Annotated in this window: 13 protein-coding genes; 8 read left to right on the top strand and 5 right to left on the bottom strand. The window is 50.7% G+C overall.

The window, feature by feature from the left end; all coding sequences use genetic code 11:
- Positions 1 to 38: 38 nt before the first annotated feature.
- Positions 39 to 929, bottom strand: a complete 891-nt coding sequence (locus DT73_RS23365; RefSeq protein WP_036116033.1) for a TIGR01777 family oxidoreductase — start codon at positions 927 to 929, stop codon at positions 39 to 41.
- A gap of 20 nt (positions 930 to 949) precedes the next feature.
- Positions 950 to 1318 (bottom strand): dihydroneopterin triphosphate 2'-epimerase, encoded by a 369-nt coding sequence (folX, locus tag DT73_RS23360; RefSeq protein ID WP_036116031.1) that lies wholly within the window; start codon positions 1316 to 1318, stop codon positions 950 to 952.
- Positions 1319 to 1554: 236 nt separating this feature from the next.
- Here folX and yfcF point away from each other — a divergent pair, with 236 nt between their 5' ends.
- The 3 genes from yfcF (at position 1555) to yfcD (ending at position 3481) form a co-directional block, all read left to right on the top strand.
- Positions 1555 to 2199: a glutathione transferase gene (gene yfcF / locus DT73_RS23355; protein WP_036116029.1), complete on the top strand. Its 645-nt coding sequence runs from the start codon at positions 1555 to 1557 to the stop codon at positions 2197 to 2199.
- Positions 2200 to 2260: 61 nt separating this feature from the next.
- Positions 2261 to 2812: a phosphodiesterase gene (gene yfcE / locus DT73_RS23350; RefSeq protein ID WP_036116027.1), complete on the top strand. Its 552-nt coding sequence runs from the start codon at positions 2261 to 2263 to the stop codon at positions 2810 to 2812.
- A gap of 54 nt (positions 2813 to 2866) precedes the next feature.
- Entirely contained in the window at positions 2867 to 3481 is a 615-nt protein-coding gene (gene yfcD, locus DT73_RS23345) for an NUDIX hydrolase YfcD (RefSeq protein WP_051691526.1), read from the top strand.
- 186 nt (positions 3482 to 3667) lie between these two features.
- Here the strand turns inward: yfcD and DT73_RS23340 are convergent, their stop codons facing one another.
- Positions 3668 to 4687 (bottom strand): LacI family DNA-binding transcriptional regulator, encoded by a 1020-nt coding sequence (locus DT73_RS23340; protein ID WP_036116026.1) that lies wholly within the window; start codon positions 4685 to 4687, stop codon positions 3668 to 3670.
- A 247-nt stretch (positions 4688 to 4934) separates the two neighbouring features.
- On the opposite strand from DT73_RS23340, the gene DT73_RS23335 reads away from it, so the two are divergent.
- From DT73_RS23335 to DT73_RS23315, 5 genes are all read left to right on the top strand, one after another.
- Positions 4935 to 5378: a PTS sugar transporter subunit IIA gene (locus tag DT73_RS23335; RefSeq protein ID WP_036116024.1), complete on the top strand. Its 444-nt coding sequence runs from the start codon at positions 4935 to 4937 to the stop codon at positions 5376 to 5378.
- A gap of 202 nt (positions 5379 to 5580) precedes the next feature.
- On the top strand, positions 5581 to 5853 hold the full coding sequence (locus tag DT73_RS23330) for a PTS sugar transporter subunit IIB (RefSeq protein WP_036116446.1): 273 nt from the start codon (positions 5581 to 5583) through the stop codon (positions 5851 to 5853).
- 24 nt (positions 5854 to 5877) lie between these two features.
- Positions 5878 to 7281: a PTS ascorbate transporter subunit IIC gene (locus tag DT73_RS23325; RefSeq protein WP_036116021.1), complete on the top strand. Its 1404-nt coding sequence runs from the start codon at positions 5878 to 5880 to the stop codon at positions 7279 to 7281.
- Positions 7265 to 8098, top strand: a complete 834-nt coding sequence (locus DT73_RS23320) for a transketolase (protein ID WP_036116019.1) — start codon at positions 7265 to 7267, stop codon at positions 8096 to 8098. Before DT73_RS23325 ends, DT73_RS23320 begins: the two co-directional genes overlap by 17 nt.
- A complete protein-coding gene (locus tag DT73_RS23315; protein WP_036116017.1) occupies positions 8091 to 9047 on the top strand; it encodes a transketolase family protein in 957 nt (318 codons plus the stop codon). The genes DT73_RS23320 and DT73_RS23315 overlap by 8 nt, the downstream gene beginning before the upstream one ends.
- A gap of 68 nt (positions 9048 to 9115) precedes the next feature.
- Here DT73_RS23315 and pta read toward each other — a convergent pair whose 3' ends face one another.
- Together pta and ackA are read right to left on the bottom strand one after the other, a co-directional pair.
- The gene (gene pta / locus DT73_RS23310) at positions 9116 to 11257 is read right to left on the bottom strand and encodes a phosphate acetyltransferase (protein WP_036116012.1); all 2142 of its coding nucleotides are present in this window, start codon (positions 11255 to 11257) and stop codon (positions 9116 to 9118) included.
- A gap of 90 nt (positions 11258 to 11347) precedes the next feature.
- On the bottom strand, positions 11348 to 12550 hold the full coding sequence (ackA, locus tag DT73_RS23305; RefSeq protein ID WP_036116010.1) for an acetate kinase: 1203 nt from the start codon (positions 12548 to 12550) through the stop codon (positions 11348 to 11350).
- Between the last annotated feature and the right edge of the window lie 157 nt (positions 12551 to 12707).

Genomic DNA, 12707 nt, shown 5'->3' with positions numbered 1-12707 from the left:
CACGCTTAATGCTGGGTATTCAGCCCTAAGCGCGCCACTCAGGTCACATTCTGTAAAGCATCTTCAAGTTGAAACCAGCGAAAGCCAAAACCTGACTGCTCAAGGCGGCGAGGTAACGCATTCTGGCCACCCAGTACCAGTGTGGCGGATTCACCCATCATCAGGCTTATTACCCGGGCAGGCACACGTAGAATTGCCGGGCGGTTTACTGCTTCTCCCAGCAATTGTGTAAACCTGGCATTTCTGACCGGGTAAGGCGCCACCATATTAAAAGGCCCTTGTAGTGGGTTATCCAGCAACCAAATAATGGCGTTCACCATATCGTCAATATGGATCCATGACAGATACTGGTGCCCGTCACCTAACGGGCCGCCGAGCCCAAGGCGAAACAGCGGTAACAATTTACTCATCATGCCGCCATCAGGTGCCAGAACTAGGCCGGTGCGCAGTAAACAGACTCGGGTGTGCGGGCTTTGTGCCTGCAAAGCAATGGCTTCCCATTTTGCACAAAGCTCATGAGTAAACGCGTTATGTGGAGTGTCTTCTTCGGTCACGACTTCATCGCCGGTATCGCCGTAAAAACCCACAGCGGAACCGGAGAGAAAAATAGCCGGGGGTTGGTTGCTGGCATGGATCATTTCTACCAGGCGTTGGGTGATACGCCAGCGGCTTTGGCATAAGCGCTGTTTCTGCGTTGCAGACCAGCGTTTATCGGCAATGGGTTCACCGGCAAGATTAATGACAGCGTCGAACCCATCAAGCGTGGGGTGTTCATCCAGGCTCTGCCAGAGCGTAACCCTTGGGTCGAGCAACTGCCTGGCACGCTCCGGGGAGCGGGTGACTACGGTAATACTGTGGCCTGTCTCTATCAAAGGAGGGATAAGGTGACGCCCAATCAGACCTGTACCACCTGTCAGCAAAACTTGCATATTCCCTCCCGGAGCATTAATCAGGCATCGCGACGCCAGCTCATACTCATAGAAACTGAGTCTGCGTAACGCAACGCGTGCAGTTTATCGATTTCAACTTCAGCATAAGTGACCCAGTCATGCTGGCGTGCGATATCAAGCACATCCTGAGTTAATTTTTCTAACAACGAAAAACGATGATTCTCAACGTGCTGGATAACCGCTTTGGTAATAGTCCGGTAATTCAGCGCATCTTTAATGTCTTCGCTATGCCGGGCATTATCTGCTGGATAATGCAGCGTAATATTAATCACGACATCCTGCCGGTTAGCGATTTCTTCATCTTTGATACCAATGAACGTACGCAGCCTGAGATTTTTAATTCGAATAATAGCATCCTGATACGACATGCAAGTGTGCCTCCTGATTATCTTTATTGCCCCATAATACACGAGCTTTTCCGGTCATGGGAGGTCAAAATCTGGGGTGTGTGCCGGTATAAACTCAGGAAATTTCTTTTCTTTGCAGTGAGTTATATTGCAAGCCAGTGCTGAAGCAGAAAATCCGGCTTTACATGCAGGCTTGCTGGAATGGTGCTGAAATTCGTTGTATTTTTTCTCATGGGTCAATGCGAATGGAGAAACTTATGAGTCAGCCAACAATTTGTCTGTGGTCAGATGCTTGTTTTCACAGCCCTTATGTCATGTCTGTATTTGTTGCTTTAAAAGAAAAGGGGCTGTCATTCACCCTGAAAACCATCGACCTGGATTCCGGGCAGAATCATCAGAGCGGCTGGGCAGGTTTTGACATTACGCGGCGTGTACCCGTGCTGGATGTGGATGGCTTTTTACTGGCGGAGTCATCTGCCATTACGGAGTATCTGGAAGACACGTTTTCTCCGCCAACCCGGCAACGGATCTACCCGGTAGAGGCACAGTTACGGGCCAAAGCGCGTGAAATTCAGGCCTGGTTGCGTTCAGACCTGGTTGCTTTGCGCCAGGAACGTTCCACTGGCGTGATTTTTTCCGGGCAACACTTCGATCCATTGACTCCCCGGGGGGAAGCAGATGCACAGCGCCTGATTCACCTGGCCTCCTCTCTGATTGAACCTTCACAACATAATTTATTTGGTGAATGGTGTATTGCCGACACAGATCTGGCACTGATGCTTAATCGCCTGATCATGCACGGTGACCCTGTGCCAGAGAATTTGGTTGAATATGCCACTGTCCAGTGGCAAAGATCCTCCGTTCAGCAATATGTCGCACTTTCCGCCAGGCATTCTGCCTGATGCGCTGGCACTATTGCTTGCCACTCAGCCTGTCTGAGCATGATAAGCACAGGAGTGTGTAATGAAATTGATGTTTGCTTCAGATATCCATGGTGCGTTGCCAGCCTGCCAGCGGGTACTGGAAATTTTTGCTGCCAGTGATGCGCAGTGGCTGATTATTCTTGGTGATGTGCTCAACCATGGGCCACGTAACGCACTGCCCGAAGGCTATGCGCCTGCCCAGGTTGCGGAGCAGCTAAATGCGGTGGCTTCGCGAGTTATTGCTGTGCGCGGTAACTGCGACAGCGAAGTAGACCAAATGCTGTTGTCATTCCCGATAACAGCGCCATGGCAGCAAGTGCTGCTTCCTGAACAACGCCTTTTTCTGACACACGGACACCTGTATCATCCAGAGAAGCTACCTCCGCTGGGGCTCAGTGATGTGCTGGTGTTTGGTCATACGCATATTCCAGTCGCCGAGCAGCGTGGGGATATTTTTCTGTTCAACCCCGGCTCAGTGAGTATTCCTAAGGGGGGATATCCGGCCAGTTATGGCATGCTGGATGGGGAACAGATGCGGGTTCATAATCTGGAAAATCACGATGTTATTGCACAGGTATGCATAACGCCGTAATTTACTTCGACAAAACAAATGCGCCAACAGAGCGCCTGAACAAAAAGGTTACCGATGGTGGAACAGGACTCAAATTCTGGCACGGAGTGGGTGGACATTGTCAATGAAGACAATGAAGTGATTGCACAGGCCAGCCGTGCGCAAATGCGCGCGCAGCGGTTACGGCATCGCGCCACTTATATCGTGGTACATGACGGCATGGGGAAAATTCTGGTGCAACGGCGCACAGAAATTAAAGACTTCATGCCGGGTATGCTGGATGCCACGGCTGGTGGAGTGGTGCAGGCTGACGAAGTGCTGCTCGATTCCGCTCGCCGCGAAGCAGAAGAAGAGCTGGGTATTGCGGGTGTACCTTTCGCCGAACATGGCCAGTTTTACTTTGAAGATGAGAATTGCCGGGTTTGGGGCGGGTTGTTCAGTTGTGTCTCTCACGGGCCATTTGCCCTTCAGGAAGAAGAAGTCAGCGAAGTGTGCTGGATGCTGCCTGAAGAAATCACCGCACGTTGTGATGAATTCACACCAGATTCACTTAAAGCGCTGGCGTTGTGGATGAGCCGTAATGGCGGGGCAGAGGGCAAGCCTGCAGCCGGAAAGACGGCAGAAACGGAACCTGCTGAGCCTTCAAAAGCTGAAGCTTCTGGCGAAGAAGATTCACCTGCTGCACAGTGAACCTCAGGGCCTGTATCAGGCACTTAGGCTGATGACAAACCTCATGTCCGCACAGAACGAGAGGATGTCACCCAATAAAAAACCAGGAAAATCAATTCATTGATTTTCGCCCACTAACTAAAAAGAAGGAAAAACCACGCTTTTTCCTTCTTTTTCATCAATCTGTGGGCCTGTATCAGGCCCTGATTAACAACTTTCCCGCATACACAATGTTGATTTAATGGGCTTCTGGTTTGGCTGAGTTTCCCCGTTAAGCCGTGCCAGTAATGCCTTGCCAGCCTCAATACCTATCTCGCGGTGCGGTACCGACAACGTAGTCAATGGCGGCTGGCAGACTTTCGCAACATCACTGTCACCAAACCCGACAACCGCCAGGTCATCAGGGACTTTAATTCTGCGGCGCTGGCATTCATATAATGCGCCACAGGCCAGCTCATCTGACACACATACCAGTGCATCCAGTTCCGGCCAGGCCAGCAGGAATTCGGGTAATTGTGCTGCGCCGGTGGAAAACGTCGGCGGAGCGGCTGCATTAATGACTCTGTTGGGGGAAATGTGGTGGCGTAACATGGCCTTATACCAGCCCTGCAAATGCTGCTGGAAAATCCATTGCTCCTGGTTTGCGCACAGCAGGCCAATATTCTGGTAGCCGCGCTCAATCAGCATACTGGTCAGTTCAAACATGGCGGCAACGTTATCAATGCCAATATTCATATCAACCGGATCTGCCCGCGTGGCACCTATCTCCATAACCGGGATCCCGGCATTGCCCAGCCAGGTACGGACATTATCGCTGTGCTCAACACTCAGAAGAATGGCTGCGGCCAGATTAGAAGCAAGCAGGGTTTCCAGTAGCTTTTCTTCCTGCTCCAGGCGGTGGCGCGATTCAGCCAGCATAATTTGGTAACCGGCAGGTTGTAACACCTGCTGTAACCCGGCGAACATCTCGGTACAGCCAGACTCCGCTAAATTTGGCACCACCATGGCAATGGTATAGGACGATGCCGATGCCAGAGCGCTGGCTGCCAGGTTGGGTAAATACCCCAGCTCATTGACTGCTGCGTTGATTTTTTCCCGTAATTTGTCAGAAACCTGATCAGGGGTACGCAGTGCGCGTGAAACTGTCATGGTGCCGACACCGGCTAACTGCGCGACATCGGCCAGCGTGACTTTGCCGGTGCTGCGTCTTTTTCGGGTTAAAGACATGCTCGTTCCTGTATCAAAGGTGTAGCACTTACTCACTTTTCACATAAAAATCGTGGGTTATTATCCTGATATTATAGGGGGTAACCTTCTCTGGTTACTGTTTTTTGTGCAACCTTTCATTTTTTGATAGCGCTATCACATATCGGTGATATTCCCTCTGATAGCGCTATCTTTGAGAAGTCTGTCACGGTCAGAACCCGCTGGCTTGCCTAAAGTTTGCCCATAACTGAAGGGACAGGAGCACATTATGCTTTCACAGTGGTTACATGACGGGACCATACAGTGCCGTGAGCATGCAGAAAACTGGCAACAGGCACTGCACCTGAGTGCTGAACCTCTGCTTAAAGCGGAAGTGATTACCCCGGGCTACGTTCAGGCGGTGATAACCCAGCATGAAAAACTGGGGCCGTATTATGTGCTGGCCCCGGGGCTGGCAATGCCACACACACGGCCAGAGGATGGCGCACAAGGAATGGGGTTGTCATTACTGAAACTTGAACAGGGTGTGGCATTTGGCTCTGCCGACTTTGACCCGGTTACCACCATTATTATGCTGGCAGCACCAGACAGCCACAGCCATATCAATATGATATCTGCCCTGGCTGAATTGTTTTCCTGCGATGAGGATTTACAGAAACTACATCATGCTAATTCAGTGGAGGATATTAAAGAAATCCTTTCTCACTACTAAACTGATAATTATAAATAAGATACTCAATGTAATTTAGATTACAGGTGGAATGCGGTACGGTTTCGGGCCTGCACCTGGCTATATCAACCGGGGCTCTCAATATGCCATTCTGCCTGAAAATTTAAATATAGCGGGTGTTAATATTACTCTCCTGTTGTCTGCACAGGACAACTTCCCTGTACGCTATAAAAAGGTAAACATAATGAAGATAATGGCAATATGTGGATCAGGTCTCGGCAGTAGTTTTATGGTCGAGATGAATATTAAAAAGGTGCTTAAAAGAATTAATGTTGAGGCAGAGGTTGAACATGCTGATTTATCCTCAGCCACACCCGGTGCGGCTGACTTATTTGTCATGGCGAAAGATATAGCTGCCAGCGCCAGCGTACCGGAGCATCAACTTTTGGTAATCAATAATATTATTGATATCAACGAGCTTGAAGCAAAACTTGCGGCTTATTTTTCAGACCGTTAACAGACTAATATAAGTGAGGCCGGTATGTTCCTTTCAGGCGTGCTCAGTTTTATTGTCGATATACTCAAGGTACCTTCAGTGCTGGTTGGTGTTGTTGCATTAATTGGGTTGCTGGCACAGAAAAAATCCTTCTCTGATACAGTCAAAGGGACAATTAAAACTATTCTTGGTTTTATTGTCCTGGCGGGTGGCGCATCGGTATTATTAACCTCGTTAAATCCCCTGGGTGGCATGTTTGAACATGCGTTTAATATTCAGGGGATAATTCCTAATAATGAGGCTGTTGTCTCTATTGCACTGGAAAAATATGGTGCATCCACCGCGCTTATCATGGCTTTCGGCATGGTGGCAAATATTATTATTGCTCGTTTTACCCGGCTGAAATACATCTTCCTGACCGGGCATCATACATTTTATATGGCGTGTATGATTAGCGTGATTCTCACTGTAGCCGGGTTTGAAGGTGTGGGGCTGGTATTTACTGGGGCATTGACCCTGGGGCTGGTAATGGCTTTTTTCCCGGCGCTGGCTCAACGTTATATGCAAAAGATCACCGGGAATGATGAAATTGCCTTTGGCCACTTTGGTACGCTGGGTTATGTGTTATCCGGGTGGATTGGCAGCAAATGCGGTAAAGGCTCGCGTTCAACGGAAGAGATGAATCTGCCGAAAAACCTCAGTTTTTTACGTGACAGTTCCATCTCGATCTCTCTGACCATGATTGTGATTTACATGATCCTCGCTATTTGTGCCGGGCAGGGGTATGTCGAAACGCAATTAAGTGGTGGCCAGCACTTCCTGGTGTACTCCATTATTCAGGCAATTACCTTCGCGGCAGGGGTTTTCATTATTCTGCAAGGTGTGCGTTTGATTCTTGCCGAAATTGTACCGGCGTTCACCGGGTTTTCTGAAAAACTGGTCCCCAATGCCCGCCCGGCACTGGATTGCCCGGTCGTATATCCCTATGCACCTAATGCCGTACTGGTCGGTTTCTTGTTCAGTTTTCTTGGCGGACTGGTAGGGTTGTTTTTACTGGGGCAGTTTAAGTTAGTGTTGATCCTGCCCGGTGTAGTGCCGCATTTCTTTACCGGTGCTACTGCTGGTGTTTTTGGTAACGCTACCGGAGGGCGCCGTGGTGCCATGTTGGGCGCGTTTGCTAACGGTCTGTTGATCACTTTTCTTCCTGTCCTGTTGCTGCCGGTTCTGGGGGCGCTGGGGTTTGCCAACACCACATTCTCCGATGCGGACTTTGGCGTGATCGGCATTCTGCTGGGTAACCTGGCGCGTTACTTCTCTCCGGGCGTCATTATGGGGCTGGTCGTTGCGTTGTTTGCCCTGCTGGTGGCTTTCAATTACCTGGTGAAAAAGAAACCTCAGGAAAACAGTGCGGTTGATAACCGGGGAGGTTCGAATGGCTTCAGTAAATGAAATCGCGACGTTTGCCCGGCAAATTCGCATTGAAACCTTACGGGCTCTGAATCATTTAGGTTTTGGGCACTATGGCGGCAGTATGTCTGTGGTTGAGACGCTGGCGGTGTTGTACGGTGATGTCATGCACACAGACCCACAACACCCTGACTGGCCGGAACGGGATTACTTTGTGTTATCCAAAGGGCATGCCGGGCCGGCACTGTACAGCACGCTGGCACTGAAAGGGTACTTCCCGGTTGAGCAGTTACTGACTCTCAATGAAAACGGCACCCATTTGCCCAGCCACCCGGACAGGTTAAAAACCCGCGGTGTGGATGCCACTACCGGCTCTCTGGGGCAGGGAGTATCCATTGCCGGGGGCATTGCACTGGCACATCAACTGGCCGGGAAACCGAACCGGGTGTTTTGTATCGTGGGGGATGGTGAACTGAATGAAGGGCAGTGCTGGGAAGCATTCCAGTTCATTGCGCACCATAAGCTTAATAACCTGGTGTTGTTTGTTGACTGGAATAAGCAGCAGTTGGACGGGCCACTGAGCGAAATTATCAGCCCCGGGGATTTAAGTGCAAAATTCAGGGCATTTGGTTTCGCGGTGACCCAGGTTAAAGGGGATGATATCGCCGGAATACAGGCGGCTGTTGCGCCGGTCTCATTACCGGGCGACGCACCACGGGTGGTTATTCTGGATAGCATAAAAGGGCAGGGGGTGCCCTGCCTGGAGGCGTTGCCGAACTCACACCATTTGCGGCTGACTCCCGAGATGCAAACGACACTTGAGCGTGAACTGGCACAACTGGAGGTGATGCATGATTAAACTGGCTCCTTTGGGTGAGAAAGACAGTATTGAGATGCGCAAAGTGTATGCCGGCTTTGTTCGCGAGCAAATTCGCCAGAACAGCGGCATTATCGCGCTGGAAGCAGACCTGATGAGCTCGATGGCAATGGATACCGTGCAGGCCGAGTATCCCCGGGATGTGATTAACTGCGGGATCATGGAAGCCAACGTGATTGGCACCGCCGCAGGGTTGTCACTGGCCGGGCGCAAACCTTTTGTACATACCTTTACGGCATTCGCCAGCCGCCGCTGTTTTGACCAGTTGTTTATGGCACTGGATTACCAGCGCAATAATGTGAAAGTGATTGCCTCGGATGCTGGTGTTACTGCCTGCCACAACGGTGGTACGCACATGTCATTTGAAGATATGGGGATTGTGCGTGGCCTGGCGCATGCGGTTGTGCTGGAAGTGACAGACAGCGTGATGTTCAGTGACATCCTGCACCAGCTTATCGGGCTCGATGGGTTCTACTGGGTGCGCACCATTCGCAAACAGGCCCGGCGTATTTATGAGCCCGGTACCACATTTACCATTGGCAAAGGGAATGTTTTACGGGAAGGGCGTGATATTACGCTGATAGCCAACGGGATTATGGTTGCAGAGGCGCTGGATGCGGCAACGATACTGGCACACCAGGGAGTGGACGCCGCGGTGATTGATATGTTCACCCTGAAACCGATAGACCGCATGCTGGTAAAAAATTATGCGGAGAAAACCGGGCGAGTGGTGACCTGTGAAAACCATAATATCCACAATGGGCTGGGTTCTGCTGTGGCGGAAGTATTAAGCGAGACTTGCCCGGTGCCATTGCGGCGGGTCGGAGTGAAAGACCAGTATGGCCAGGTGGGCACCCAGGACTACCTGCAACGCACCTATGGGCTGACTTGCGCAGATATTGTCGCTGCGGCGCAGGAACTGTTGGAGTAGCAGTTAGCTGTTATCAAATAAAAAAGGCAGCCCGCAGGCTGCCTTTTCGCATGGCTTTCAACAAATCATTAGCTTTGTTGAGAAGACTGAATCGCGGTCAGTGCGATGGTGTAAACAATATCGTCTACCAGCGCGCCACGGGACAAGTCGTTAACCGGTTTGCGCATACCCTGCAGCATTGGCCCAATGGAAATCAGGTCGGCAGAACGTTGTACGGCTTTATAGGTGGTGTTACCAGTGTTCAGGTCAGGGAAGATGAACACAGTGGCACGGCCAGCAACCGGAGAGTTCGGCGCTTTGGATTTTGCCACATCAGCCATAACTGCTGCGTCATATTGCAGCGGGCCATCGATAACCAGGTCCGGGCGTTTTTCTTGAGCCAGGCGAGTTGCTTCACGAACTTTCTCAACATCGCTACCTGCACCAGAGTTACCGGTAGAGTAGGAAAGCATTGCAACGCGCGGTTCAATACCGAAAGCAATTGCAGAATCAGCAGACTGAATTGCGATTTCAGCCAGTTGTTCGGCAGTCGGATCCGGGTTGATTGCACAGTCACCGTAAACATAAACCTGTTCCGGCAGCAGCATGAAGAAAACAGAAGAAACCAGTGAGCTGCCTGGTGCAGTTTTAATCAACTGCAGCGGCGGGCGAATGGTGTTGGCAGTGGTGTGAACCGCACCAGACACCAGGCCATCAACTTCATCCTGTTCCAGCATCAAAGTACCCAGAACAACGTTGTCTTCCAGTTGTTCACGGGCAACTGCTTCGGTCATACCTTTGTTTTTACGCAGTTCAACCAGGCGAGGTACATAGCTTTCACGTACTACATCCGGGTCAACGATTTCGATACCTGCGCCCAGTTCAACGCCCTGAGAAGCTGCAACACGGTTCACTTCTTCCGGGTTACCTAACAGGATACAGGTGGCGATACCACGGTCAGCACAGATAGACGCCGCTTTAATGGTACGCGGTTCATCACCTTCTGGCAGCACGATACGTTTAGCCGCTTTGCGTGCCAGTTCAGTTAACTGGTAACGGAAAGCAGGCGGAGACAGGCGACGGCTGCGTTCAGACGTTGCAGTCAGAGACTCAATCCAGTCGCTGCTGATGTGGCTGGCAACGTATTCCTGAACTTTCTCAACACGCTCATGGTCATCAGCCGGTACTTCCAGGTTGAAGCTCTGCAGGCTTAAAGAAGTCTGCCAGGTGTTGGTGCTAACCATAAATACTGGCAGGCCGGTTGCGAAAGCACGTTCGCACAGTTTACCAATGCGTTCGTCCATTTCGTAGCCGCCAGTCAGCAGCAGTGCGCCAATTTCAACGCCATTCATTGCGGCCAGGCAGGCTGCAACCAGAACGTCAGGGCGATCAGCAGAAGTTACCAGCAGTGAACCCGGACGGAAATGTTCCAGCATATGAGGAATGCTGCGAGCACAGAAAGTCACGGATTTCACACGGCGGGTATTGATGTCACCTTCGTTGATGATGGTGGCATTCAGGTGCTTAGCCATGTCGATAGCACGAGTCGCAATCAGATCAAAGCTCCACGGAATACCGCCAAGAACTGGCAGCGGGCTTTTCTCTGCCAGAACTTTGGCATCAATGCTGACTACTTTAGCTTTGCTGGAATCATCAAAGATTTCAGACAGGTCAGGACGGGTACGACCTTGTTCATCAACCGGAGCATTCAGTTTGTTAACAATAACGCCAGTGATGTTGGTGTTTTTGCTGCCGCCAAAAGAGTTGCGGGTCAGCTCAATACGTTCCTGAATTTGCTCAACGGTATCAGTACCCTGAGACATAACGAAAACAATCTCAGCGTTCAGGGTTTTGGCAATTTCATAGTTCAGAGACTGAGCAAACTGATGTTTGCGTGTTGGCACCAAACCTTCAACCAGTACCACTTCCGCATCTTTGGTGTTTTCGTGGTAGCGGGCAATAATCTCTTCCATCAGCACGTCTTTCTGGTTGCTGGACAGCAGAGACTCAACATGGTGCATTGTCAGCGGTTCAGCAGCAGTCACGTTGGAGTTGGCACGCACGATAGTGGTGGTCTGATCCGGAGTATTGCCGCCAGTACGAGGCTGAGCGATTGGTTTGAAGACGCTTAAACGAACGCCTTTACGTTCCATAGCGCGGATAACACCGAGGCTGACGCTGGTCAGGCCTACGCTGGTTCCGGTAGGAATAAGCATAATAGTACGGGACACGTTGAATCCTCTTTCACACTGGCACCTGCTGGCAGGCGCATTGGGAGTGTCGTTAAAACAGCACCGCCAGCGAGGCTGGCGGTGAAGGTATTAAGCAGTCAGGCGAAGCGCGTCTTGCGCGATAACCAGTTCTTCGTTGGTCGGGATGACCATGGCGAGAGTGGTGCCTTCTTTGTTGATGAAACCAGAGTTACCAAAACGGGCAGCCAGGTTACGTTCGTGGTCAACTTCAAAGCCCAGAACACCCAGTTTAGCCAGAGACAGTTCACGAACCATCGCAGCGTTTTCACCAATACCGCCGGTGAATACAACGCCGTCCAGACGGCCTTCCATCATTGCAGTGTATGCACCGATATATTTCGCCAGGCGGTGGCAGTAAACGTCCATGGCGCGTTTTGCGTCATCTTTAGTCTGGTAGTTATCTTCAACATAACGGCAGTCGCTGGTGACTTCAGTCAGACCAAGCAGACCAGATTCTTTGGTCAGCAGTTTGTTGATCTGCTCAATGCTCATACCCAGGGTGTCATGCAGGTGGAACACGATAGCCGGGTCGATATCACCAGAACGTGTACCCATTACCAGGCCTTCCAGCGGGGTCAGACCCATGGAGGTATCAACGCATTTCCCGTTACGGATTGCAGAAACAGAACCACCATTGCCCAGATGGCAGGTGATGATGTTCAGTTCTTCAACCGGTTTGTTCAGCATTTTGGCCGCTTCCTGAGTTACATAGAAGTGGCTGGTGCCATGAGCGCCATAACGACGGATGCCGTGCTCTTTGTACAGGCTGTACGGCAGCGCATACAGGTAAGATTCCTGCGGCATGGTCTGATGGAACGCGGTGTCGAAAACGGCAACGTTTTTATTGGACAGGTTCGGGAATGATTTCAGTGCTTCAGCGATACCAATCAGGTGCGCCGGGTTATGCAAAGGTGCAAAAGAGGACGCATCTTTGATACCCTGAACAACAGTATCGTCAATGACAACAGAGCTGGTGTATTTTTCGCCGCCGTGAACAATACGGTGACCAATTGCGACCAACTGGGCAGACAGTTCAGGTTTTTGTGCCAGAATGGTATTAACGATGAAGTTCAACGCTTCGCTGTGCGCAGCGCCGGCACCCAGTGCCGCTTCTTCTTTATTACCGCTCATTTTCCATTTGATGCGTGCTTCAGGCAGGTGGAAGCATTCGGCTAAACCAGAGAGGTACTCGTCACCATTAGTTGCATCGATGATTGCGAATTTCAGTGAGGAGCTACCGCAGTTCAGAACCAGTACTAACTTACTCGACATGGAAGTACCTATTATTTGATACGTGGCTAAAAAAACGTCAGTGAGTCTTTCATCGTAGCGCAAGATGACGCTGACATTTATGATTAACGTCATGCCCGAAACGTTTTTTGGCACGACGAACAAATATTCATGAGTTTACGCCATTTTCACTTTTTTC

The sequence above is a fragment of the Mangrovibacter sp. MFB070 genome, assembly GCF_000705335.1.
In the GTDB taxonomy this organism is placed as follows: domain Bacteria; phylum Pseudomonadota; class Gammaproteobacteria; order Enterobacterales; family Enterobacteriaceae; genus Mangrovibacter; species Mangrovibacter plantisponsor.
Note: the sequence above shows the minus strand (reverse complement) of the source record. Positions and strands in the feature narration are given on the sequence as shown.

Excerpts from the sequence above, each read along its gene's own strand:
- DT73_RS23365 (WP_036116033.1), bottom strand. The coding sequence starts at position 929 with ATGCAAGTTTTGCTGACAGGTGGTACAGGTCTGATTGGGCGTCACCTT.
- DT73_RS23330 (WP_036116446.1), top strand. The coding sequence starts at position 5,581 with ATGAAGATAATGGCAATATGTGGATCAGGTCTCGGCAGTAGTTTTATG.
- DT73_RS23320 (WP_036116019.1), top strand. The coding sequence starts at position 7,265 with ATGGCTTCAGTAAATGAAATCGCGACGTTTGCCCGGCAAATTCGCATT.
- folX (WP_036116031.1), bottom strand. The coding sequence starts at position 1,318 with ATGTCGTATCAGGATGCTATTATTCGAATTAAAAATCTCAGGCTGCGT.
- DT73_RS23340 (WP_036116026.1), bottom strand. The coding sequence starts at position 4,687 with ATGTCTTTAACCCGAAAAAGACGCAGCACCGGCAAAGTCACGCTGGCC.
- DT73_RS23315 (WP_036116017.1), top strand. The coding sequence starts at position 8,091 with ATGATTAAACTGGCTCCTTTGGGTGAGAAAGACAGTATTGAGATGCGC.
- yfcE (WP_036116027.1), top strand. The coding sequence starts at position 2,261 with ATGAAATTGATGTTTGCTTCAGATATCCATGGTGCGTTGCCAGCCTGC.
- ackA (WP_036116010.1), bottom strand. The coding sequence starts at position 12,550 with ATGTCGAGTAAGTTAGTACTGGTTCTGAACTGCGGTAGCTCCTCACTG.
- DT73_RS23335 (WP_036116024.1), top strand. The coding sequence starts at position 4,935 with ATGCTTTCACAGTGGTTACATGACGGGACCATACAGTGCCGTGAGCAT.
- yfcF (WP_036116029.1), top strand. The coding sequence starts at position 1,555 with ATGAGTCAGCCAACAATTTGTCTGTGGTCAGATGCTTGTTTTCACAGC.
- yfcD (WP_051691526.1), top strand. The coding sequence starts at position 2,867 with ATGGTGGAACAGGACTCAAATTCTGGCACGGAGTGGGTGGACATTGTC.
- DT73_RS23325 (WP_036116021.1), top strand. The coding sequence starts at position 5,878 with ATGTTCCTTTCAGGCGTGCTCAGTTTTATTGTCGATATACTCAAGGTA.